This window comes from Allobosea sp. GW822-FHT05A11 (assembly GCF_058800455.1).
Window position 1 is genome coordinate 257,743 of the sequence record NZ_JBXAMI010000002.1, and the last position, 22,697, is coordinate 280,439.

24 protein-coding genes are annotated in these 22,697 nt (G+C 66.3%); 9 read left to right on the forward strand and 15 right to left on the reverse strand.

Annotation, left to right across the window (positions count from 1 at the left end):
- Positions 1 to 6 precede the first annotated feature (6 nt).
- The 15 genes from AC1RLU_RS06630 to AC1RLU_RS06700 all read right to left on the reverse strand — a co-directional run bounded on the left by AC1RLU_RS06630 (position 7) and on the right by AC1RLU_RS06700 (position 14,436).
- The gene (locus AC1RLU_RS06630) at positions 7 to 1,518 is read right to left on the reverse strand and encodes an NADH-quinone oxidoreductase subunit M (RefSeq protein WP_061968156.1); all 1,512 of its coding nucleotides are present in this window, start codon (positions 1,516 to 1,518) and stop codon (positions 7 to 9) included.
- A gap of 4 nt (positions 1,519 to 1,522) precedes the next feature.
- Positions 1,523 to 3,532 carry an NADH-quinone oxidoreductase subunit L gene (gene nuoL, locus AC1RLU_RS06635; protein ID WP_492794592.1) on the reverse strand — a complete coding sequence of 670 codons (2,010 nt, stop codon included), beginning with the start codon at positions 3,530 to 3,532 and terminating at the stop codon, positions 1,523 to 1,525.
- A 29-nt stretch (positions 3,533 to 3,561) separates the two neighbouring features.
- A complete protein-coding gene (gene nuoK / locus AC1RLU_RS06640; RefSeq protein ID WP_047575211.1) occupies positions 3,562 to 3,870 on the reverse strand; it encodes an NADH-quinone oxidoreductase subunit NuoK in 309 nt (102 codons plus the stop codon).
- Positions 3,870 to 4,493, reverse strand: coding sequence for an NADH-quinone oxidoreductase subunit J (locus AC1RLU_RS06645; protein WP_047575213.1), 624 nt, complete (start codon positions 4,491 to 4,493; stop codon positions 3,870 to 3,872). Before AC1RLU_RS06645 ends, nuoK begins: the two co-directional genes overlap by 1 nt.
- A gap of 187 nt (positions 4,494 to 4,680) precedes the next feature.
- Positions 4,681 to 5,169 carry an NADH-quinone oxidoreductase subunit NuoI gene (gene nuoI / locus AC1RLU_RS06650; protein WP_038367698.1) on the reverse strand — a complete coding sequence of 163 codons (489 nt, stop codon included), beginning with the start codon at positions 5,167 to 5,169 and terminating at the stop codon, positions 4,681 to 4,683.
- 20 nt (positions 5,170 to 5,189) lie between these two features.
- Positions 5,190 to 5,426, reverse strand: coding sequence for a hypothetical protein (locus AC1RLU_RS06655; RefSeq protein WP_492794595.1), 237 nt, complete (start codon positions 5,424 to 5,426; stop codon positions 5,190 to 5,192).
- Entirely contained in the window at positions 5,423 to 6,475 is a 1,053-nt protein-coding gene (gene nuoH / locus AC1RLU_RS06660) for an NADH-quinone oxidoreductase subunit NuoH (protein ID WP_113585010.1), read from the reverse strand. Before nuoH ends, AC1RLU_RS06655 begins: the two co-directional genes overlap by 4 nt.
- 6 nt (positions 6,476 to 6,481) lie before the next feature.
- Positions 6,482 to 8,545 carry an NADH-quinone oxidoreductase subunit NuoG gene (nuoG, locus tag AC1RLU_RS06665; RefSeq protein WP_492794596.1) on the reverse strand — a complete coding sequence of 688 codons (2,064 nt, stop codon included), beginning with the start codon at positions 8,543 to 8,545 and terminating at the stop codon, positions 6,482 to 6,484.
- A 4-nt stretch (positions 8,546 to 8,549) separates the two neighbouring features.
- On the reverse strand, positions 8,550 to 9,854 hold the full coding sequence (nuoF, locus tag AC1RLU_RS06670; protein ID WP_492794598.1) for an NADH-quinone oxidoreductase subunit NuoF: 1,305 nt from the start codon (positions 9,852 to 9,854) through the stop codon (positions 8,550 to 8,552).
- A gap of 11 nt (positions 9,855 to 9,865) precedes the next feature.
- Positions 9,866 to 11,131 (reverse strand): NADH-quinone oxidoreductase subunit NuoE, encoded by a 1,266-nt coding sequence (nuoE, locus tag AC1RLU_RS06675; protein ID WP_492794599.1) that lies wholly within the window; start codon positions 11,129 to 11,131, stop codon positions 9,866 to 9,868.
- Complete coding sequence (locus AC1RLU_RS06680) at positions 11,131 to 12,321, reverse strand: NADH-quinone oxidoreductase subunit D (protein WP_492794601.1); 1,191 nt, start codon at positions 12,319 to 12,321, stop codon at positions 11,131 to 11,133. Before AC1RLU_RS06680 ends, nuoE begins: the two co-directional genes overlap by 1 nt.
- Positions 12,318 to 12,758: a GFA family protein gene (locus tag AC1RLU_RS06685; protein ID WP_492794603.1), complete on the reverse strand. Its 441-nt coding sequence runs from the start codon at positions 12,756 to 12,758 to the stop codon at positions 12,318 to 12,320. Before AC1RLU_RS06685 ends, AC1RLU_RS06680 begins: the two co-directional genes overlap by 4 nt.
- On the reverse strand, positions 12,758 to 13,363 hold the full coding sequence (locus AC1RLU_RS06690; protein ID WP_454032792.1) for an NADH-quinone oxidoreductase subunit C: 606 nt from the start codon (positions 13,361 to 13,363) through the stop codon (positions 12,758 to 12,760). Before AC1RLU_RS06690 ends, AC1RLU_RS06685 begins: the two co-directional genes overlap by 1 nt.
- Before the next feature lie 41 nt (positions 13,364 to 13,404).
- A complete protein-coding gene (locus tag AC1RLU_RS06695; RefSeq protein ID WP_492794606.1) occupies positions 13,405 to 13,989 on the reverse strand; it encodes a NuoB/complex I 20 kDa subunit family protein in 585 nt (194 codons plus the stop codon).
- Between the two features lie 66 nt (positions 13,990 to 14,055).
- Positions 14,056 to 14,436: an NADH-quinone oxidoreductase subunit A gene (locus tag AC1RLU_RS06700; protein WP_061968175.1), complete on the reverse strand. Its 381-nt coding sequence runs from the start codon at positions 14,434 to 14,436 to the stop codon at positions 14,056 to 14,058.
- A gap of 340 nt (positions 14,437 to 14,776) precedes the next feature.
- Between AC1RLU_RS06700 and AC1RLU_RS06705 the strand changes: the two genes are divergently transcribed.
- From AC1RLU_RS06705 to AC1RLU_RS06745, 9 genes are all read left to right on the forward strand, one after another.
- On the forward strand, positions 14,777 to 15,469 hold the full coding sequence (locus tag AC1RLU_RS06705; protein WP_492794607.1) for a YcbK family protein: 693 nt from the start codon (positions 14,777 to 14,779) through the stop codon (positions 15,467 to 15,469).
- Between the two features lie 276 nt (positions 15,470 to 15,745).
- Positions 15,746 to 16,402 carry a TetR/AcrR family transcriptional regulator gene (locus AC1RLU_RS06710; RefSeq protein ID WP_492794609.1) on the forward strand — a complete coding sequence of 219 codons (657 nt, stop codon included), beginning with the start codon at positions 15,746 to 15,748 and terminating at the stop codon, positions 16,400 to 16,402.
- On the forward strand, positions 16,399 to 17,163 hold the full coding sequence (locus AC1RLU_RS06715; RefSeq protein WP_492794611.1) for an ABC transporter ATP-binding protein: 765 nt from the start codon (positions 16,399 to 16,401) through the stop codon (positions 17,161 to 17,163). The genes AC1RLU_RS06710 and AC1RLU_RS06715 overlap by 4 nt, the downstream gene beginning before the upstream one ends.
- Positions 17,160 to 17,882: an ABC transporter ATP-binding protein gene (locus AC1RLU_RS06720; RefSeq protein ID WP_492794612.1), complete on the forward strand. Its 723-nt coding sequence runs from the start codon at positions 17,160 to 17,162 to the stop codon at positions 17,880 to 17,882. The genes AC1RLU_RS06715 and AC1RLU_RS06720 overlap by 4 nt, the downstream gene beginning before the upstream one ends.
- 47 nt (positions 17,883 to 17,929) lie before the next feature.
- Complete coding sequence (locus AC1RLU_RS06725) at positions 17,930 to 19,135, forward strand: ABC transporter substrate-binding protein (RefSeq protein WP_492794613.1); 1,206 nt, start codon at positions 17,930 to 17,932, stop codon at positions 19,133 to 19,135.
- On the forward strand, positions 19,132 to 19,995 hold the full coding sequence (locus tag AC1RLU_RS06730) for a branched-chain amino acid ABC transporter permease (RefSeq protein WP_492794614.1): 864 nt from the start codon (positions 19,132 to 19,134) through the stop codon (positions 19,993 to 19,995). Before AC1RLU_RS06725 ends, AC1RLU_RS06730 begins: the two co-directional genes overlap by 4 nt.
- Positions 19,995 to 20,906: a branched-chain amino acid ABC transporter permease gene (locus AC1RLU_RS06735; RefSeq protein ID WP_492794615.1), complete on the forward strand. Its 912-nt coding sequence runs from the start codon at positions 19,995 to 19,997 to the stop codon at positions 20,904 to 20,906. Before AC1RLU_RS06730 ends, AC1RLU_RS06735 begins: the two co-directional genes overlap by 1 nt.
- 18 nt (positions 20,907 to 20,924) lie before the next feature.
- On the forward strand, positions 20,925 to 21,413 hold the full coding sequence (locus tag AC1RLU_RS06740) for a GAF domain-containing protein (RefSeq protein WP_061968186.1): 489 nt from the start codon (positions 20,925 to 20,927) through the stop codon (positions 21,411 to 21,413).
- A gap of 35 nt (positions 21,414 to 21,448) precedes the next feature.
- Positions 21,449 to 22,684 carry a metal-dependent hydrolase family protein gene (locus AC1RLU_RS06745; RefSeq protein WP_492794616.1) on the forward strand — a complete coding sequence of 412 codons (1,236 nt, stop codon included), beginning with the start codon at positions 21,449 to 21,451 and terminating at the stop codon, positions 22,682 to 22,684.
- The last annotated feature ends 13 nt before the right edge of the window (positions 22,685 to 22,697 follow it).

The window sequence follows — 22,697 nt, forward strand, 5'->3', positions numbered from 1 at the left end:
GAGACCTTACTGCGCGGCCGCCAGCGCCGTCTTGGCGACGGCGAGGGCTGCCTGATAGTTCTTGATGAGCGCTTCGGTCGGCGCCGCGAAGGCGTCGAGGATCGTGTGCGGCTGGATGCCGTACCAGATTGTCAGCAGGACGAGCGGGACCAGGATCACGAATTCACGCGGGTTCAGGTCCTTGATGTCCTTCAGCTCCGGCTTGACCAGCTCGCCGAAGACGACGCGGCGGTAGAGCCAGAGCGCGTAGGCAGCCGAGAGGATGACGCCCGACGTCGCGATGAAAGCCACCCAGGGGTTGGCGCGGAAGGCGCCGAGCAGCGTCAGGAACTCGCCGACGAAGCCCGAGGTGCCGGGCAGGCCGACATTGGCCATCGTGAAGATCATGAAGACGACGGCATAGGCCGGCATGCGGTTCACGAGCCCGCCATAGGCGGCGATCTCGCGGGTGTGCATGCGGTCGTAGATCACGCCGACGCAGAGGAAGAGCGCGCCCGAGACCAGCCCGTGGCTGACCATCTGGTACATCGCGCCCTGGATGCCCTGCGGCGTCAGGGTGAACAGGCCCATCGTCACGAAGCCCATATGGGCGACCGAGGAATAGGCGATCAGCTTCTTCATGTCCTCCTGCATCAGCGCCACCAGCGAGGTGTAGACGATGGCGATGACCGAGAGGGCGAAGACCAGCGGCGCGAACAGGGCCGAGGCTTCCGGGAACATCGGGATCGAGAAACGGATGAAGCCGTAGCCGCCCATCTTCAGCAGGATCGCCGCCAGAACGACGGAGCCGGCGGTCGGCGCCTCGACGTGGGCGTCGGGCAGCCAGGTATGGACCGGCCACATCGGCATCTTCACCGCGAAGGAGGCGAAGAAGGCGAGCCACAGCCAGGGCTGCATCTGCGACGGGAACTTGTGCGCCAGCAGTGTCGGGATGTCGGTGGTGCCGGCGTTCCAGTACATCGCCATCACCGCCAGCAGCATCAGCACCGAGCCGAGCAGCGTGTAGAGGAAGAACTTGTAGGAGGCGTAGACGCGCCGCTTGCCGCCCCAGATGCCGATGATCAGGAACATCGGGATCAGGCCAGCCTCGAAGAACAGGTAGAACAGCACGAGGTCGAGCGCCGCGAAGACGCCGATCATCAGCGCTTCCAGGACGAGGAACGCGATCATGTATTCGCGCACCCGCTTCTCGACCGAGGTCCAGGAGGCGAGGATGCAGAACGGCATCAGGAAGGCCGTCAGCACGATGAAGGGGAAGGAGAAGCCGTCGACGCCGAGCTTGAACTTGATGGACTCCGAAACCCAGCCATGGGTCTCGACAAGCTGGAAGCCGGGATTGGCCGTGTCGAAGCGCCCCCAGGCGACGCAGGCCAGCACAAAGGTGAGCACCGTCGTGACGAGCGCCGCCCAGCGCGCATTGGAGTTGACCGAAGCCTCGTCGCCACGCTGCACCAGGATGAAGGCAGCGCCGACCAGCGGCAGGATCAGGAGACCGGTGAGGATACCGAAACCGAACATCATCTCACCCGCGCGCCACGAGATACCAGGTCACGAGCCCAGCGACACCGATGAGCATGGCGAAGGCATAGTGATAGAGATAGCCGGTCTGAAGCCGGACCACCCGATTGGTGACGTCGACCACGCGGGCCGAGACGCCGTCCGGGCCGAAGCCGTCGATGACGAGGCCATCGCCCTTCTTCCAGAGGAAGCGGCCGAGCCACTTCGCGGGCCTGACGAACAGGAAGTCGTAGAGCTCGTCGAAGTACCACTTGTTGAGCAGGAACTGGTAGAGCGCCGGGTTGGCGGCCGCCAGCTTGCCCGGGATCTCGGGCCGACGGACGTACATGTACCAGGCCAGTGCGAAGCCGATCACCATCGCCACGAAGGGCGACCAGACGACCCATTTCGGCACTTCGTGCATGGCGTGCAGGATGTGGTTGTCCTTGCCCATGAACAGCGCCGACTTCCAGAAATGCTCGAAGTCGTGGCCGATGAAGGCTTCCTTGAAGGCGTAGCCGGCCACGATCGCGCCGAGCGAGAGCACGGCGAGCGGAACCAGCATCGTCCAGGGGCTCTCATGCGGCGTGTGGTCATGGCCGTGGCCGTGATCGTCGTGCCCATCAGCGGCATGGGCGTGATCGTCATGGCCGTGAGCATGCGCGTCGTGACCATGGCCCCAGCGCGGGGCGCCCTCGAAGGTCATGAAATAGAGCCGCCAGGAGTAGAACGAGGTCATGCCGGCCGCGACGACCAGCAGCACGAAGGCATAGGACGAGGCGAGGCCGCCATGCGCCACCGAGGCGTAGGCGCTCTCGATGACCGCATCCTTGGAGAAGTAGCCGGCAAAGCCCGGGAAGCCGGTCAGCGCCAGCGTGCCGATCGTCATGGCGGCGGCAGTCAGGGGGATGTGCTTCCGGAGGCCGCCCATGTGGCGCATGTCCTGCTCGTGATGCATCGCGTGGATGACCGAGCCGGCACCCAAGAAGAGCAGCGCCTTGAAGAAGGCGTGGGTGAAGAGGTGGAAGATGCCGGCGCCATAGTTGCCGACGCCGAGCGCGACGAACATGTAGCCGAGCTGCGAGCAGGTCGAATAGGCGATGACGCGCTTGATGTCGTTCTGCACGAGGCCGACCGTCGCCGCGAAGAAGGCCGTGGTCGCGCCGATGACGACGACGACGGTGAGCGCAACGGGGGCGTACTCGAACACCGGCGACAGCCGCGCCACCATGAACACGCCGGCCGTGACCATCGTCGCGGCATGGATGAGGGCCGAAACCGGGGTCGGGCCTTCCATCGCGTCCGGCAGCCAGGTGTGCAGCAGGAACTGCGCCGACTTGCCCATCGCGCCCATGAAGAGCAGCAGGCAGGTCAGGGTCAGCGCGTTCCAGTCATAGCCGAGGAAGCGGAAGCTCTGGCTCACCATCTCGCCGGCGCGCGGGAAGATGGCGTCGAAGGTGACGGCACCGAAGAGCACGAAGATCAGGAAGATGCCGAGCAGGAAGCCGAAATCGCCGACGCGATTGACGATGAAGGCCTTCATCGCAGCCGCATTGGCCGAGGGCTTCTGATACCAGAAGCCGATCAGCAGATAGGAAGCCAAGCCGACGCCCTCCCAGCCGAAGAACATCTGGACGAGGTTGTCGGCCGTCACCAGCATCAGCATCGCGAAGGTGAAGAGCGAGAGATAGGCGAAGAAGCGCGAGCGGTGCTCGTCCTCGTGCATGTAGCCGATCGAGTAGAGGTGCACGAGGCTGGAGACCGTGTTGACCACGACCAGCATCACCGCCGTCAGCGTGTCCACGCGGAAGGCCCAGTCGACCTGCAATTCGCCGGAGGAGATCCAGCTCGCGACCTGCACGCGGGTCGTGCCGGAGCCGAAGCCGACCTGGGTGAGCGCGACCCAGGACAGGGCGGCGGAGACCATCAGCAGCGAGGTCGTGACGATCTCGGAGCCGCGCGCGCCGATCAGCCGGCCGAAGAGGCCGGCGATCAGGAAGCCGATGAGAGGGAGGAAGACGATCGCGTGATACATGGCAGTGAGGTCCAGGCGCGTGGGTGCGCTCAGCCTTTCATCATGTTGATGTCTTCCACCGCGATCGTGCCGCGGTTGCGGAAGTAGACGACGAGAATGGCGAGACCGATCGCGGCCTCAGCCGCCGCCACCGTGAGCACGAGCAGCGCGAAAACCTGGCCGACGATGTCGTTCAGGAAGCTCGAGAAGGCGACGAAGTTGATGTTGACCGAGAGCAGGATGAGCTCGACCGACATCAGGATGACGATGACGTTCTTGCGGTTGATGAAGATGCCGAGCACGCCGAGCGTGAAGAGGATGGCGCTGACGGCGAGATAATGGCCCAGTCCGATCGTCATCACGCCATCTCCTCGGGAACGCCGGCGCGCGAAGGCACCTGCTTGACCGCCATCGCCGCGTCCTTGGTGCGGGCGTTCTGCGTCGGGACGTGCTGGCGCTTGATGCCGGGGCGGTCGCGCAGCGTCAGCACGATCGCGCCGATCATGGCGACGAGCAGCACGAGGCCGGCCGCCTGGAAGTAGTAGACATACTGGGTGTAGAGCACGCGGCCGAGCGCCTCGGTGTTCGAGATGCCCGCCGGGATCGCGGCGACCGGCGCCTTGACGATCTGCGGATCGATGACCCAGGCGCCGACGACCAGCAGCAGCTCGACGGCGAAGATGAAGCCGATCAGCGCGCCGATCGGCAGGTAATTCAGGAAGCCCTGGCGGAACTCGGCGAAATCGACGTCGAGCATCATCACCACGAAGAGGAAGAGCACCGCGACCGCGCCGACATAGACGACGACCAGCAGCATCGCGAGGAACTCGGCGCCGAGCAGCATGAAGAGCCCGGCCGCGTTGACGAAGGCCAGGATCAGGTAGAGCACCGAATGCACGGGATTGCGCGAGGTCACCACCATGAAGGCGGATGCCACGGTCACCCCTGCGAAGAGATAGAAGAAAGCCGCTGCGGCATTCATCTCGGCCAGCCCTTCCCGCCCCTTTTCGGCGCGGTCCTCGTTTGGTTCGTGCTCCGGGACTCAGAAGGCCCGCAGCAATTTGGAGCGTCTATAATCAGGCCCGCCGGGCGGGACAACCGCACGGCGGGTCTGTGAACTCAATCGCACCCTTCGGCATCATCGCGGGACGACGCCGGAGGTCGGTCGATCACCGATAGGGCGCATCCATCGCGATGTTGCGCGCGATCTCGCGTTCCCAGCGCGCGCCGTTCGCGAGCAGCTTGTCCTTGTCGTAGAACAGCTCCTCGCGGGTCTCGGTCGCGAACTCGAAATTCGGCCCCTCGACGATGGCATCGACCGGGCAGGCTTCCTGGCAGAAGCCGCAGTAGATGCATTTGGTCATGTCGATGTCGTAACGGGTGGTGCGGCGCGTGCCGTCGTTGCGGCGCGGGCCGGCCTCGATGGTGATGGCCTGCGCCGGGCAGATCGCCTCACAGAGCTTGCAGGCGATGCAGCGCTCCTCGCCGTTCGGATAGCGGCGCAGCGCGTGCTCGCCACGGAAGCGCGGCGAGAGCTGGCCCTTCTCGAACGGGTAGTTCAGCGTCGCCTTCGGCTTGAAGAAATAGCGCATCGACAGGCCGATAGCCCCGACGAACTCCTTCAGCAGCAGGCCCCTTGCGGCTTGCGCGAGTGACATCGCCTTCGTCCTTTACATCCTCAGCCGAACACCGTCCGACCGATCACGAAACCCAGAACCGGCATCAAGCCGATCGTCATCACAACCAGCACCGCCCGCAGGATGCGGATGCGGCGCTCGTAGTCAGCTCTCTCGGCCTCGGTCTCCGAGTGATCCGTGCGCCGGAGCGCCCCGATCACCACCGCCGACATCAGCCGGTATTCCAGCAGGCCGAGCCCGAAGCCGATCAGGGCACCGAGCGGGCCGGCCCAACTCATCCCGCGACCGGGCCCCAGCCGGTCAATTGCAGCACCAGCGCCACGATCACCACGCTACCGATGGAGAGCGGCAGAAAGACCTTCCAGCCCAGGCGCATCAACTGATCGTAGCGGTAGCGCGGCACGAAGGCCTTCACCAGCGCGAACATGAAGAACACGAAGCAGACCTTGAGCGCGAACCAGAACACGCCGGGCAGCCAGGTGAAGGGCGGCAGCGCGACCGGCGGCGCCCAGCCACCGAGGAAGAGGATCGTGGTCAGCGAGCACATGGTCATGATCGCCACGTATTCGCCGAGCATGAACAGCAGGTACGGCGTCGAGGAATACTCGACCATGAAGCCCGCCACGAGCTCGGATTCCGCCTCGGCCAGATCGAAGGGCGGCCGGTTCGTCTCGGCCAGCGCCGAGATGAAGAAGACCACGAACATCGGGAAGAGCGGGATGAAGTACCAGTTCAGGATCGAGAGCCACGGCACGCCGAGCGCATGCGCCAAGCCGCGGTTCGCTTGAGCCTCGACCACGGCCGAGAGGTTCAGCGAGCCGACGCAGAGCAGCACGGTGATGATGACGAAACCGATCGAGACCTCGTAGGACACCATCTGCGCCGCCGAGCGCAGCGCGCTCATGAACGGATACTTCGAGTTCGAGGCCCAGCCGGCCATGATGATGCCGTAGACGCCGAGCGAGGAGATCGCGAGGATGTAGAGCACGCCGACATTGATGTCGGCGATCGCCCAGCCTTCCGCCACCGGGATCACCGCCCAGGCGCCGAGCGCCAGGAGGCAGGAGATAAACGGCGCCAGCAGGAAGATGCCCTTGTTGGCGCCCGATGGGATGATCGGCTCCTTGAGCGCGAACTTGATCAGGTCCGCGAAGCTTTGGAACAGGCCCCAGGGTCCGACCACGTTCGGGCCGCGGCGGAGCTGCACCGCCGCCCAGACCTTGCGGTCGGCCAGCAGGATATAGGCGATGAAGACCAGCAGGCAGACCAGCAGCAGCAGGCTCTTGCCGAGGATGATCGCGATATCGAGGACGAGGTCCCAGTTCATGGCCGCTTACTCCGCCGCCTGCTGATGCCGGCCGGAGGCCAGCGCCGAGCATTCCGCCATGATGGCGGAGGCACGCGCGATCGGGTTGGTCTGATAGAAATCGGCGACGACGGGCGAAAAACCCGCCTTGTCGGTCTTGCCGCCGAGGCCGGCGAGCTTGCCGATCTCCGAGGCGTCGTTGACTGGGAGGCCGTCGAGCGCCGCGAAATGCGGGTGCGCCTCGTAGAGCGCCTTGCGCAGGCCGGCGAGCGAGTCGAAGGGCAGTGTCTTGCCGAGAGCTCCTGAGAGCGCGCGCAGGATCGCCCAGTCCTCGCGGGCATCGCCCGGCGGGAAGGTGGCGCGGTCGCCCATCTGCACACGACCTTCCGTGTTCACATAGGTGCCGGACTTCTCGGTATAGGCCGCGCCCGGCAGGATGACGTCGGCGCGGTGAGCGCCCTTGTCGCCATGCGTGCCCTGGTAGACGACGAAGGCGCCTTCCGGCACCTCGATCTCGTCGGCGCCGAGCAGGAAGAGCACGTCGAGCGCGCCAGGCTTGACCATCGCGGCGGCGTCCAGACCACCCTCGCCCGGCACGAAGCCGAGATCGAGCGCGCCGACGCGGGCGGCGGCGGTGTGGATCACGCCGAAGCCGTTCCAGCCTTCAGCGACGGCGCCGAGCGCCTGCGCCGCCTTGGCGGCGAGCGAGAGCACGGCCTCGCCGTCGGCGCGGGCGAGAGCGCCCTGCCCGACCAACACCATCGGCTTGGCCCCAGTGGCCTTGGCCGACTTGACGATTTCGGCCAGCGTTTCCGGGCCGGCGCCGAGATAATCGTAAGCGTAGGTCAGGTCCGCCTTGTCGCCGATGACGGAGACCTTGAGATCGCCACGCAGCCAGCGCTTGCGGATGCGGGCGTTCAGGATCGGCGCCTCGCGGCGCGGGTTCGAGCCGATGATCAGCAGCGAGGTCGCATCCTCGATGCCGGCGATGCCGGCGTTGAGGACGTAGGAGGCGCGGCCGAACTTGGGATGCAGCTTCGTGCCGTCCTGGCGGGCGTCGAGATTGGCGGAGCCGAGCGAGGCGATCAGGCTCTTCAGCGCGAACATCTCCTCGACCGCGGCGAGATCGCCGGCGATGGCGCCGATCTTCTCAGGCGCCGTCGCCTTCACCTTGTTGGCGATGGCGGCGAAAGCCTCGTTCCAGCTCGCGGGGCGCAGGCGGCCGTTCTCGCGGATATAGGGCCGGTCGAGACGCTGCGTGCGCAGGCCGTCGGCGACATGGCGGGTCTTGTCGGAGATCCACTCCTCGTTCACCGCCTCGTTGAGGCGGGGCAGGATGCGCATCACTTCCTTGCCGCGCGAGTCGACACGGATGGCCGAGCCGACGGCGTCCATCACGTCGATGCTCTCGGTCTTGGAGAGCTCCCAGGGCCGGGCCTTGTTCTGGTAGGGCTTCGAGGTCAGCGCGCCGACCGGGCAGAGATCGACGACGTTGCCCTGCAGCTCCGACGACATCGCCTGCTCGAGATAGGTCGTGATCTCCATGTCCTCGCCGCGGCCGATGGCGCCGAGGTCGGAGGCGCCGGCGACCTCGGTGGTGAAGCGGACGCAGCGCGTGCACTGGATGCAGCGCGTCATCGAGGTCTTGACCAGCGGGCCGATATACTTGTCCTCGACCGCGCGCTTGTTCTCGGCATAGCGGGAGGTGTCGACGCCATAGGCCATCGCCTGGTCCTGCAGGTCGCACTCGCCGCCCTGGTCGCAGATCGGGCAGTCGAGCGGATGGTTGATGAGCAGGAACTCCATCACCCCTTCGCGGGCCTTCTTGACCATCGGCGACTTGGTCAGGACGACCGGCGGCTCGCCGTTCGGGCCGGGGCGCAGATCGCGCACGCCGATGGCGCAGGAAGCCTGCGGCTTCGGCGGGCCACCCTTCACCTCGACGAGGCACATGCGGCAGTTGCCGGCGATCGAGAGGCGCTCGTGGAAGCAGAAGCGCGGCACCTCGGCGCCAGCCGCCTCGCAGGCCTGGAGAACCGTGTACTCGGCGGGTACGTCGACCTCGACGCCGTCGATGAGGAGTTTCGTCATGGTCTCACTCCGCCGCCATCAGGCGCACAGGCTCGCTGTGCGGATTGGCGGCATAGTCGTCGATGCGCTGCTCGATCTCGTGACGGAAATGCGCGATCAGGCCCTGGATCGGCCAGGCGGCTGCGTCGCCGAGCGCGCAGATGGTGTGGCCCTCGATCTGCTTGGTGACGTCGAGCAGCATGTCGATCTCGCGCTTCTGGGCGCGGCCCTCGGCCATGCGCTCCATGACGCGCCACATCCAGCCCGTGCCTTCGCGGCAGGGCGTGCACTGGCCGCAGCTCTCGTGCTTGTAGAAATGGCTGATGCGGGCGATGGCGCGGACGATGTCGGTCGACTTGTCCATCACGATGACCGCCGCCGTGCCGAGGCCGGAGCGCAGCTTCGAGAGCGAGTCGAAATCCATCGGCGTGTCGATGATCTGCTCGGCCGGGACCATGCGGACCGAAGAGCCGCCGGGGATGACCGCCTTGAGATTGTCCCAGCCGCCGCGGATGCCGCCGCAATGCTTCTCGATCAGCTCACGGAACGGGATGCCCATCGCCTCCTCGACGTTGCAGGGCTTGTTCACGTGGCCGGAAATGCAGAACACCTTGGTGCCGACATTGTTCGGCGTGCCGAGCGAGGAGAACCAGCTCGCGCCGCGGCGCAGGATGGTCGGCGCGACCGCGATCGACTCGACGTTGTTCACCGTGGTCGGGCAGCCATAGAGGCCCATATTGGCGGGGAATGGCGGCTTCAGCCGCGGCATGCCCTTCTTGCCTTCGAGGCTCTCCAGCAGCGCCGTCTCCTCGCCGCAGATATAGGCGCCGGCGCCGTGATGCACATAGAGATCAAAGGGATAGCCGTGGACGTTGTCCTTGCCGATCAACTTGGCGGCATAGGCCTCGTCGACGGCGCGCTGCAGCGCCTCGCGCTCGCGGATATATTCACCGCGGATGTAGATATAGGCTGCGTGCGCGCCCATGGCGAAGGAGGCGATCAGGCAGCCCTCGACCAGCGTGTGCGGGTCGTTGCGCATGATCTCGCGATCCTTGCAGGTGCCCGGCTCCGACTCGTCGGCGTTGACGACGAGATAGTGCGGGCGCCCGTCGCTGACCTTGGGCATGAACGACCATTTCAGCCCGGTCGGGAAGCCGGCGCCGCCGCGGCCACGCAGGCCGGACTTCTTCATCTCGTCGATGATCCAGTCCCGGCCCTGCTCCAGGATGAACTTGGTGCCATCCCAAGCGCCGCGCTGGATCGCACCCTTCAGGGTACGGTCATGCAGGCCGTAGAGATTGGTGAAGATGCGATCGCGATCTGCGAGCATGTCCTAGTGCCTCACTCTGCCGGCTTGTCGCCAAGCTTCGACTCCGGGCGCCAACCCGTCGCGAGCTTCTTCGACTGAGCAATCCAGTCGTCACGCAGCGCCCGGCCCTTGAAGCCGGTCAGCCGCGCATCGACCCAGGCGAGCTCCGCCGGTGTCCATTTGGCGATCTGGTCGTAATGCCAGACCCCCATCTCGTTGAGCATCTTAGCCAGCTTCGGCCCGACGCCCCAGATCAGTTCGAGATCGTCGCCTTTGCCGCCGCGGGCAGCGGTCAGCAATTCGGGCTTGCTCTCGTCAGTTGCAGCCGGCGCCGGCGCAGGCTTCGCCACAGCAACAGGCTTCGCCACAGCAGCGGGCTTGGCCGCAGCAGCAGGCTTGGCAGCCTCGGCGACATCCTTCTTCTCGACCTTGCCCTTGGCGGCCGGCGTATCGTTCGCGGCGCTCGAAGGCTGGGCGGGAGCAGAGGGCTTCGGACGGCCGGCAGCGGCCGTCTCGGTCGCAGGCTTGGCAGCGACGGCGGCCGGGGTCGCCTCGGCCTTCTTGGCCTCGGCTTCAGCAGCTTTCTTGGCCTCAGCCTCGGCGGCGGCCTTGGCGGCGGCGGCCTCGGCGGCAGCCTTGCGCTGCTCGACGACGCGCTTCTGCCAGTCGCCGGCGCCGATCATCGAGCCGTCATAGAGCGCCTTGTCGGTCAGCGTCTGCGGGCCGCCTTCCGGCTCGGAGCCGGTGCGGCCGTTCTGCGGGCCGGGCTTGGTGGCGCGGCCATTGCGCATGTCGTCGAGAAGCTGGCGGAAGGAAGCCGGCGTCAGGTCCTCGTAGTAATCGACATTGATCTGCGCCATCGGGGCGTTGCAGCAGGCCCCCAGGCACTCGACTTCGAGCCAGGACAGCTTGCCGTCGGCGGTCACGGTCGATTGCGGGCCGATGACGTCCTCGCAGACCTTCTTCAGCGCTTCCGCACCGCGCAGCGCGCAGGGCGTCGTGCCGCAGAGCTGGACGAAGAACTCGCCGACCGGCTGCAGGTTGAACATCGTGTAGAAGGTCGCGACCTCCAGCACGCGCATCGGCGCCATTCCTAAGCGCTTCGCGACGGTCTCGATCACGGCGCGCGAGACCCAGCCTTCCTGCTCCTGCGCCTTCCACAGAAGCGGGATGACGGCGGAAGCCTGGCGGCCTTCGGGGTACTTGGCGATCTGCTGGTCGATCCAGTTCTCGTTCGCCGCGGTGAAGGCGAAGGAGGCAGGCTGGATGGGATCGGGCGCGAGACGACGGACGGACATCAGCGGTCCACCTCACCAAAGACGATATCGAGGGAGCCGAGGATCGCGGAGACGTCGGCGAGCATGTGCTTGCGGCACATGAAATCCATGGCCTGGAGATGGGCGAAGCCCGGGGCCTTGATCTTGCAGCGATAAGGCTTGTTGGTGCCGTCCGAGACCAGATAGACGCCGAACTCGCCCTTCGGCGCCTCGACGGCGGCATAGACCTCGCCGGCCGGCACCTTGTAGCCCTCGGTATAGAGCTTGAAGTGGTGGATCAGCGCTTCCATCGAGCGCTTCATCTCGCCGCGCTTGGGCGGAACCATCTTGCCGTCAAGCGAGGAAACCGGGCCGCCGCCATCAGGCGCCAGCAGCTTGTCGCAGCACTGCTTCATGATGCGCACCGACTGGCGCATCTCTTCCATGCGGATGTGATAGCGGTCGAAGCAGTCGCCGTTCTTGCCGACGGGGATGTCGAATTCCATCTCCTCGTAGCACTCGTAGGGCTGCGACTTGCGAAGGTCCCAAGGCGCGCCGGAGCCGCGCACCATCACGCCCGAGAAGCCCCATTTCCAGCAGGCCTCGAGATCGACCACACCGATATCGACGTTGCGCTGCTTGAAGATGCGGTTGTCGCTGAGCAGCCCTTCGAGGTCGTCGCAGACCTTGAGGAAGGGATCGCACCACTCGGCGATGTCGTGGATCAGCGAGACCGGGATGTCCTGATGCACGCCGCCGGGCCGGACATAGGCCGCATGCATGCGCGCGCCGCAGGCCCGCTCGTAGAAGATCATCAGCTTCTCGCGCTCCTCGAAGCCCCAGAGCGGGGGCGTGAGGGCGCCGACGTCCATCGCCTGCGTGGTGACGTTGAGCAGATGCGAGAGGATGCGGCCGATCTCGGAATAAAGCACGCGGATGAGCTGGCCGCGGCGCGGCACGGTCACGCCGACGAGGCGCTCGACCGCGAGCGCAAAGGCATGCTCCTGGTTCATCGGCGCGACATAGTCGAGCCGGTCGAAATAGGGCACAGCCTGGAGATAGGTCTTGGCCTCGATCAGCTTCTCGGTGCCACGATGAAGCAAGCCGATATGGGGATCGACGCGCTCGACGATCTCGCCGTCGAGCTCCAGCACGAGGCGCAGCACGCCGTGCGCGGCCGGATGCTGCGGGCCGAAATTGATCGAGAAATTGCGGATATTGTGCTCGGTCATGACCGGCCTTCCTGCTGCGCCTGGAAGCGCGCCATCACTTCGGCACCCGTCAGCCGCGGGCGCTCGCCGGCGAAGGCATAAAGCGCCGGCTTTTCATCGATGAAGATCTCTTCGAGGAACTTGAACGATCCGGTGTCGTCGAAGCTCTGGAAGGCCACGGCGACATGGCCCTCGCCTTCGCGCAGGCGCCAGAACAGGCTCGAGCCGCAATTCCGGCAGAACTGCCGCATCGCCCATTCGGACGAGACGTAGCTGCCGAGCTGGCTGTCGTCCTCGATCGCCACGTCGCCACAGGACACGGCCATGAAGACGCCGCCGCTCCATTTCCGGCACATGCCGCAATGGCAGACATCCATCTCATCGTTCTTGGGCGTCGCCGTGAAGCGGATGGAACCGCAGAGACAACCGCCGGAGAGTTTTTCCGCCGCAGCCGTCATCACGCCCCCTTCGCCTTCTCGTCGCCCGGCAGCACGTAATCCGTGCCTTCCCACGGCGAGAGGAAATCGAAGTTGCGGAATTCCTGGTTGAGCTTCACCGGCTCGTAGACGACGCGCTTCTGCTCGTCGTCGTAGCGGACCTCGACGAAGCCGGTCAGCGGGAAGTCCTTGCGCAGCGGATAACCCTCAAAACCGTAATCGGTGAGGATGCGGCGCAGGTCCGGATGGCCCGAGAACAGGATGCCGTAGAAGTCGTAGGCCTCGCGCTCGAACCAGTTCGCCGCCGGGAAGACCTCGATCACGGAGGGGACGGGCGTCGCCTCGTCGGTCTGGACCTTGACGCGAATGCGGCGGTTATGATGCGGCGCCAGCAGATGGTAGACGACGTCGAAGCGCTTCTCGCGGCCGGGATAGTCGGCGCCGGCGAGGTCGGTGAAGTTCACGAAGCGGAAGCGCGGATCGCTGTAGAGTGTGCGCAGGACCGCGACGATCGAAGCCGCCTCGGCATGGATCGTGAGCTCCTCGAAGGCGACGACCGCCTCCGTCACCGCGCCGGGCAGCGCGGCCTTGATCTCTTCGCCGAGTTGTACGAGCGCTTCGCTCATCGTCTCACCTTCATCGCCTGCAGCATCGACCGAAAGAACGCTCAGCGCTCGATCGTGCCGGTGCGGCGGATCTTCTTCTGCAGCAGCAGGACGCCGTAAAGCAGCGCCTCTGCCGTCGGCGGGCAGCCCGGGACATAGATGTCGATCGGGACGATGCGGTCGCAGCCGCGCACCACCGAGTAGCTGTAGTGGTAGTAGCCGCCGCCATTGGCGCAGGAGCCCATCGAGATGACGTAGCGCGGCTCCGGCATCTGGTCGTAGACCTTGCGCAGAGCGGGAGCCATCTTGTTGGTCAGCGTGCCCGCGACGATCATCACGTCGGACTGGCGCGGAGAGGCGCGCGGCGCGAAGCCGAAGCGCTCGACGTCGTAGCGCGGCATCGAGAGCTGCATCATCTCGACGGCGCAGCAGGCCAGGCCGAAGGTCATCCACATCAGCGAGCCCGTGCGGGCCCAGTTGATCAGGTCGTCCGTGGCGGTGACGAGGAAGCCCTTGTCGGCCAGCTCGTTGTTGATCTCGACGAAGAACGGATCACGCGTCCCTACCGGCTTGCCGTCCGGACCCAGAAGGCCCTTCGGAGCCGGCGCGACCAGCGGGTTGCCGCGATCGATCGCTGTGACTGCCATAAGCTAATCCTCGTGAACTTTCAGACTGTCAGGTAAGAAGCAGAAAACCGTTTTTCTACCCGACAGTTAGTCCCACTCCAGCGCGCCCTTGCGCCACTCGTAGATGAAACCCACGGTGAGCACGCCGAGAAAGATCATCATCGACCAGAAGCCATACCAGCCGAGCCCGCCGAAGGCGACGGCCCAGGGAAACAGGAACGCGACCTCCAGATCGAAGATGATGAAGAGAATCGCGACCAGGTAGAACCGGACATCGAACTTCATGCGCGCATCGTCGAAGGCGTTGAAGCCGCATTCATAGGCCGAGAGCTTTTCCGCGTCCGGCTTCGAATAGGCGATCGCGAAGGGCGCGATGAGCAGGGCCAGGCCGATGACCGCCGAGACGCCGATGAACAGCACCAGAGGCAGGTAGTCGCTCAGGATGGAAGGCACCGTGGCAGCTTGCATGGTCGAACTCACTTCAGACGGCCGTGGGGCGGCGCGCTGTCCCAGTCGCTTAGACCCTCGATTAGAATGAAGCAAGACTCCGCCGCGCCGCACAATCGCCGTATCCGGGTTGAACCCAGCGCAGAATGCGGCAAAATCCGGCCACGTCCCGCCATCGCCCTGCAGAGCAGTGGCGAAAATCCGACAAAACCGCCTGCTTTCGGCATGCGGGAACGGCAATCATCCGTTCACCCTGCCGAATCGTTGCCGGCTGTGCGAGCGCTCTCCCCGAAAGGCCTGCGATGTTTCGTGCCCCTCGCCCCTCCTCCTTGCCAGCTGAATCCGGACGCATGACGGCACGATGACCCGCGCCGGCCTTCCGCGGGTTCTGGCCATGCCGGCGCTCGCCCTGCTGCTCTCGACGGCCGTTGCCCGCGCTCAGGACGGCGAGCCGATGCGCGCGCCGCTGCCGCCTCAGCGCCCGTTCGACCTCGATCTCGAAGGCACGCCGAAGCTGCCGCCGATCGTGGTACCGCCGCCGACGCCGCGCGCCTCCGCCCCCGATACGCCCGCGCTGGCCTTCTCCGAAGAGACACCTGCGGTGACAAAGGGATCGGAGACGCCGGCGGCTCCCGCGTCACCGCCCAGTCCCGGCGAGCCGGACGACGACGAGGGCGTCGAATGGCCGAAGCTGACGCCGGGCCAGAAGGCCGGCGCGGAACCGGAATTCGATCCGAACGAGCGGGCGGAGCGACCGGGCATCTCGACCGATCCGGGCACCTCGACCGCCTGCCTGCCGCAGGAACTGAAGCAGATTCTCGGCAAGATCGCCGACAAGTACGGGGCGGTTAAGGTGACCTCGACCTGGCGGCCGCCCTGGCGCGCCCGGCGCGGCTCCTATCACAAGGGCTGCCAGGCGATGGATTTCCGCGTCCCCGGCGTCAGGCCCCGCGCCGTGCTGGAATGGGTGCGCGCCATGCCCGAGGTCGGCGGCCATCATGTCTATTGGAACGGCCTGATCCATATCGACACCGGGCCGCGGCGGCCCTGGTAGGATCTTTCCGCGAAGGCGCGGTTCCAGCTCACGTCATGCTCGCCCTTGTGGCGAGCATCCACGTCTTGGACGCCGCACGGCATCAATGAAGACGTGGATGGCCGGGACAAGCCCGACCATGACGACGATCCGCTGCGCTCCGCCCGGGATGCCCGCTCCTTTGAAAGTCACGACAGGTCCCGCATTCAGGACACTCTCTCAGCTTTCAAAAAACAGGCTTGACTGTTTGTAAGTGAGCCCGCACCGTTTCCTCATCGTCAGGGGAGCGAGACCGGCATGAGCAGCACCGGCAAGCGACGGTCGCAGAAGGAGCGCAGCGCGGAGACATCCGCGCGGCTGATGAACGCGACCATCGACCTGCTGCACGACCAGGGGCTGGCCCGCACCACCACCCCGGAGATCGCCCGCATGGCCGGGGTCTCCCGCGGGGCTTTGACCCATCATTTTGCCGGGCGCGAGGCGATCATCAGCGCTTCCGTCGCCGACATGCTCGGCAAGGCTGCGCGCGACCTGCACCGTTTCGCGGAGGATTTCATGGCGCGCGGCGGCTCCAGCGACGAGATCGTCGACTATGCCTGGCGGATGATGGACGACCGGCTGTTCTACGTGACGATGGAATATCTGCCGGAGGCCCGCCACAACCCGGCCTTCCGCGCCGATCTCATTCCGACGGTCAAGGAATTCCATGCCGGGCTCGACGCGGTCTGGACCGCGCTCGCGGCCCGCGCCGGCACCGACCCCGACCATACCCGCACCGTGATGAACGCGACGATGTGCCTGGTGCGCGGCATGATCAGCCAGACCGTGCTGCGGCCGAACGATCCGGCCTATTACGAGGGCCTGCTCGGCTTCTGGAAGCAGCAGGTCCGGCAGCATTTCCCGATGAAACCCGCGGCTGCCCAATCCGGCCGACGCAAGACGGCGACGGCATGACGGCTGCATTGACCATCCAGGGGCTGAAGCTCGGCTTCTACGGCGTGCAGGTATTGCGCGGCGTCGATTTCGCGGTGCCGCAGGGCTCATTCACCGGGCTGATCGGGCCGAACGGAGCCGGCAAGTCGACCCTGTTCAATGCGGTCTCCGGGCTCTACCGGCCGCAGGCCGGCTCGGTCCGGCTCGGCACGACGGAAACGGCCGGGATGCCGCCGGAGAAGCTCGTCGCGGCGGGGCTGGTGCGCTCCTTCCAGCTCGCGCGCGGCTTTCCCAAGCTCAGCGTCTTCCAGCACCTGATGCTCTACGGCGCCGGCCAGCCGGGCGAGGGCCTGCTGGCCGGTCTGATCGGCACGGGCGGGGCCAAGCGGCGCGAGGCCGAGCTGTCCGAGCGCGCTTTCGGCATCGCCCGTCGATTGAAGCTCGACCATGTGCTGGACAACCCCGTGACCGCGCTCTCCGGCGGCCAGAAGAAGCTGGTCGAGATCGGCCGTGCGCTGATGGCCGAGCCGAAGCTGCTGCTGCTCGACGAGCCGATGGCCGGCGTCAATCCGAGCCTGACCGAGCAGATCGCCGCGCATCTCGTCGCGCTCAACAACGACGGGCTGACCATCTGCCTGATCGAGCACGACATGGGGCTGATCAGGAAGCTCTGCGCGCCCGTCATCGTCATGGCCGAGGGCAAGACGCTGACACAGGGCACGTTCGACGAGGTCGCCACCGACACCCGCGTGCAGGAAGCCTATCTCGGGAGGCGTCATTGAGCGCGGCACAAGGCGAATTGCTCGCCGTCGACGGCGTCGTCGCGGGCTACGGCGCGGCCGAGCAGATCCTGAAGGGCACCTCGCTCACGGTGGCACCCGGCGAGATCGTCTCGATCATCGGCCCGAACGGCGCCGGCAAGTCGACATTGCTCAAGACCATCGCAGGCCTCGTCCAGGCGCGCGACGGCACGATCAGGCTCAAGGGCGGCGACGTCACCCGCGAGAATGCACTCGGCCGGGCAAAGGCCGGCATCGGCTTCGTGCCGCAGGAGCGCAACGTGTTCGGCGCAATGACGGTCGCCGAGAATCTTGAGATCAGCGGCTTCCAGGAGCCGGGCAAGGTCGGCGCGCGCGCTGAGGAGCTCTATGCGCGCTATCCGATGCTGGCGGAGAAGCGCAAGGCGCTGGCGCGCACGCTCTCAGGCGGCCAGCGCCAGATCCTCGCCATGGCGATGGGGCTGATGAACGCCCCTGCCCTGCTGCTGCTCGACGAGCCGACGGCGGGGCTCTCGCCCAAAGCCGCCGACGAGCTGTTCGACGCGATCGTCGCCCTCAACAAGGGCGGCCTGCCCATCCTGATGGTCGAGCAGCATGCGCTCGAAGCTCTGCAGATCTCGACGCGCGGCTATGTGCTGGTTTCCGGCCGCAACAGCCGCGAGGGCGCGGGCCCCGCGCTCGCCACCGATCCCGAAATCCGCCGGCTCTTCCTCGGCGGCTAGGACGACGCCGACACGACATCAAACCAACAAGACAACAGGGGAACATCATGACCGAGTTCACGACCGACCGCCGCACGCTTCTGGCAGGCGCCGCCGCGCTTGCCGGCCTCTCCGCCCTGCCCGGCCGCGTGCTCGCCCAGGGCGCCCCGATCAAGATCGGCACGCTGACGCCTCTCACCGGCGCCGGCGGTCCCTATGGCCCGGTCATGGTCAAGGCGGTCAAGGCCGTCGTCGACGAGGTCAATGCCGCCGGCGGCGTGCTCGGCCGCAAGATCGAGCTGATTTCGGAAGACGACCAGACCAGCCCGGAAGCCGGCGTGCGCGCCGCCCGCAAGCTGATCGATGTCGACAAGGTCTCGGCCATCCTCGGCACCTGGTCCTCGGCCGTCACCACCGCCGTCGCGCCGCTGTGCTGGGAATCGAAGACCTTCCTCGCCACCGTCTCGGGCGCCGATTCGATCACGCAATTGCCGCATCAGGGCTACCTGATCCGCACCCAGCCGAACACGACGCTGCAGGGCCGCAAGTTCGGCGAGTTCTGCCTCGCCGAGAAGGCCAAGCGCGTCTTCTTCCTCTCGCCGCAGACGCCTTTCGCCAAGAGCCAGTTCGACAACATCACCGAGGCCGTGAAGAAAGCCGGCGGCGAGACCGGCTCGCTGATCTATGACGACAAGAAGCCGGCCTATCGCAGCGAGATCGACGAGGTGCTGCGCTTCAAGCCCGACGCGATCATCTTCGGCGGCTACACGCCCGATACCGCCGTCATGCTGAAGGACGCCTATCGCGCCGGCTATACGGGGCTGAAGGTCGCCTTCGGCTATGCGGTCAACCAGAAGCTGGTCGAGAGTGTGCCGGCCGAGGTGGTCGACAAGACCTTCACCATCGCGCCCTCGCCGGCCGAGGGATCCAAGGCCTATGCAAGGCTGGTCAAGATGATCGGCGTCGCCTCGCCCGATCCCTACACCACCCAGGTCTACGACCAGATCAACCTGATCCTGATGGCGATCGCCATCGCCGGCGACACGTCGGGCACCGCGATCAAGGATGCGGTCCGCAAGGTCAGCCAGGCGCAGGGCGGAGCCAAGGTCGACAACGCCATCGACGGGCTCAAGGCGATCGCCGCCAAGCAGCCGGTCGATTACGACGGCGCCAGCGGCCCCTGCGACTTCACCGAGACCGGCGACATCGCCGATTGCCAGTTCCGCTACGAGCAGGTTCAAGGCGGCAAGCTGACGCTGGTGAAGATCGCGTGAGCCAGCTCCTGCAGGCGCTCATCAACGGGGTGATGACCGGGACGCTGATCGCCGTCCCGGCCATCGGCTTCTCCGCCATCTTCGCGGTGCTGCGCTATCCGAACTTCGCCATCGCGGCCTATGCCACCATCGGCGCCTTTGCCGCCTGGTGGGCGAATGCCGCGATGGGGCTGCCGATACCGGCCGCGCTCGTCGTCGCCTTCGCGGTGACCGGCTTCGTCGGGGTCGTCGCCGAGGAAACCTCGCTGAAGCGCCTGCGCGGCAACGGCGCGCTGATCGTGGCCATCGCCTCGATCGCGCTCAATCTCGTGCTGGAGAACGTCGTCCGCTTCATCTTCGGCAACGAGATGCGCGGCTACGACCTGCCGATCGCGCGCGACATGCGCTTCGGCGACCTGCGCATCGGCCCGCAGCAGCTCCAGAGCCTTCTGCTGGCCGTCGCGATCATGGCCGCGATGTTCCTGTTCCTGCGCTATACCCGCTTCGGCAAGGCGATGCGCGCCGTCGCCGACAATCCCGACCTCGCCCGGCTCAAGGGCATCGATCCCGCGAAGATCGCGATCGTCACGCTCTTTTTGGGCGCCGGGCTGACCGGCGTCGGCGGCGTGCTGATCGGATTGGACACCTCGATCGACCCGCTGACCGGTTATCGCGTGCTGCTCTCGGTCTTCGCCGCCGCCGTGCTCGGCGGGCTCGGCTCGATCCCCGGCGCAGTCGCCGGCGCGCTGATGCTCGGCATCGCGGAGGAGCTGGCACTGCTCGTCGTGCCCGCGACCTACCGCACCGGCGTCGGCTTCGTCGCGATCCTGCTGATGCTGACCTTCCGGCCGCGCGGCCTCCTCGGGGAAAGGGCCGCCTGATGCTGTCCTATCTGATCTTCACCCTGACGCTCTGCGCCATCTACGGCCTGCTGGCGCTCAGCCTGAACCTGATCTGGGGCAGCGCCGGCCTCGTCAATCTCGGCCTCGCCGGCTTCTTCGCGGTCGGCGCCTACGCTTCGGCGCTGGCGACCGGAGCGGGCGCGCCGGTTCTGATCGGCTGGGGGGCGGCGCTCGTGGTGGGCGCGGCGGTCGGGCTCGTCGTCACCTTCGCGACGCTACGCTTGCGCGACGACTATCTCGCCATCGTCACGCTCGGTTTCGCAGAGGTGATCCGCCTCGTCGCGCTCAACGAGCGCTGGCTGACCAATGGCTCGGACGGCATCTCCGGCATCAAGGCGCCGCTCAAGGCCGAGCTCGGCACACAGAACTTCGCCTGGTTCTATCTCGGCCTCGCCACGCTTGTGCTGGTCATCGTCTGGGCGCTGCTGCGCCGGCTCGACGCCTCGCCCTATGGACGTGCGCTGAAGGCGATCCGCGAAGACCAGCAGCTCGCGGCCTTCGCCGGCAAGCCGGTCTTACGCTTCAAGCTCCAGGCCTTCGCGCTCTCAGCGGCGATCGCGGCGCTGGCGGGCGCGCTCTACGCGCATTTCCAGTCCTATGTCTCGCCGGACCATTTCCAGCCGCTGATCACGATCTACATCTTCCTCGCCGTCACCGCCGGCGGCGTCGGGCGCCCGAGCGGCGCCGTGCTCGGCGCCTATCTGGTCGTGATCTTCCTGGAGGCGACGCGCTTCATCACCGAATGGGTGCCCGGCCTCCAGCCGGTCCAGCTCGCCGCCACGCGCGAGATGCTGATCGGCATCGCCCTCATCCTCGTCCTGCATCTCAAGCCGCAGGGCATCCTGCCCGAGCGCATCCCGAAGGCGCCGGCTCCCCCGACGACCGCCTGAAGCAAAGAAGGCCTGCCCATGTCCGACGATCTCGCCACCCTCTCCGCGCTCATCAAGGAGCCCGGCCAGCCCGATACGGTCTTCAAGGCCTTCGAGGACATCACCCGCCGCCTCGTCGGCCACGAGCTGTTCACGCTGCTCTATGTCGACGGGCAGGAGGTCGCGCGCATCTTTTCCAACCGGCCGACCGAGTACCCGGTCTCCGGCCGCAAGACGATGGGCCCGACGCCCTGGGGCAAGCATGTGCTGGACGGCCGCCAGCCCTATCTCGGCAAGGACAAGGCCGGCATCCGCTGGGCCTTCTTCGATCATGAACTGATCGAAAGCATGGGGCTCGGCTCCGTCATCAACATCCCCGCGATCTATGACGGCAAGGTGGTCGGCACGATCAACCTGCTCGCGCCCGAGCACCATTACCGCGAAGAGCATGTCGCGCCGGTCGAGCGCCTCGCGCCGCTGCTGGTACCCGGCTTCCTCGCCGCGCGTGCTGCCAACAAAGCCGCCTGATTTCCTCCCTTGAGCCTTCCCGAAGGAACACGCCCGTGGCTTCCACCCTCTTCACCAATGCCCGCATCGTCGACGGCTCGGCGCCGGAAGCGGGCGCACCCGTCAGCGTCCTCGTCGAGGGCGGCACCATCCGCGAGGTCGGCAAGTCGGTGACCTCGGCCAAGGCCAAGGTCATCGATCTCAAGGGCAAGACGCTGATGCCCGGCCTGATCGACGCCCATGTCCATGTCATCGCCTGCCTCGCCGATCTCGGCGCGAATTCCCGCCTGCCGGATTCGCTGGTCACCGCCCGCTCCTTCGGGATCATGCGGGCGATGCTGATGCGCGGCTTCACCACGGTGCGCGATGTCGGCGGCGCCGATTTCGGCCTGAAGCAGGCGACCGAGGAAGGCGATTTCCCGACGCCGCGCCTCGTCATCTCCGGCAAGGCGCTGAGCCAGACCGGCGGCCATGCCGATTTCCGCGGCCGCTACGACGACCGCCCGAGCGTGATCGAGCGCCATCGCCTGGGCGCGCTCGGCCGCATCTGCGACGGCGTCGATCAGGTCCGCCGCGCCGCACGCGAGGAATTGAAGGGTGGCGCCGACTTCATCAAGATCATGGCCAATGGCGGCTGCGCCTCGCCGACCGACCCGATCCATTTCCTCGGCTTCTCGGTGAGCGAGCTGGAGGCCGTGGTCGAGGAAGCCCGGATGGCCGGCACCTATGTCTCGGCCCATGTCTATACCGACGACGCCATCCGCCGCTGCGTCGAGGCCGGCGTGCATTCGCTCGAGCATTGCAACCTGATCAAGGCCGAGACGGCGAAGCTCGCGGCCAGCAAGGGCGCTGTCGCGGTGCCGACGCTGGTGACCTATGACAAGCTGGTCTCGGACGGGCCGAAGCTCGGCTTCCCGCCGGATTCGGTCGCCAAGGTCGATGTCGTGCGCTCGGCCGGCATGGAATCGCTCGCGATCATGAAGAAGGCCGGCCTGACCATGGCCTATGGCAGCGACCTGCTCGGCGAGATGCACAAGTACCAGTCAGAGGAGTTCGTGATCCGCGGCCGCGCCCTACCGGCCCATGAGGTCATCGCCTCGGCGACCCATGTCGCGGCCAAGCTCCTGAAGATGGAAGGCCTGATCGGCACTGTCGCGGCCGGCGCCCATGCCGACCTGATCGTCGTCGACGGCGACCCGCTGAAGGACCTCTCGCTCTTGACCCGCCAGGGCCGGCATATCCCGCTGATCATGAAGGCCGGCGTCTTCATGAAGCGCGCCAGCCTGAACTGATCGCATAGGCCGG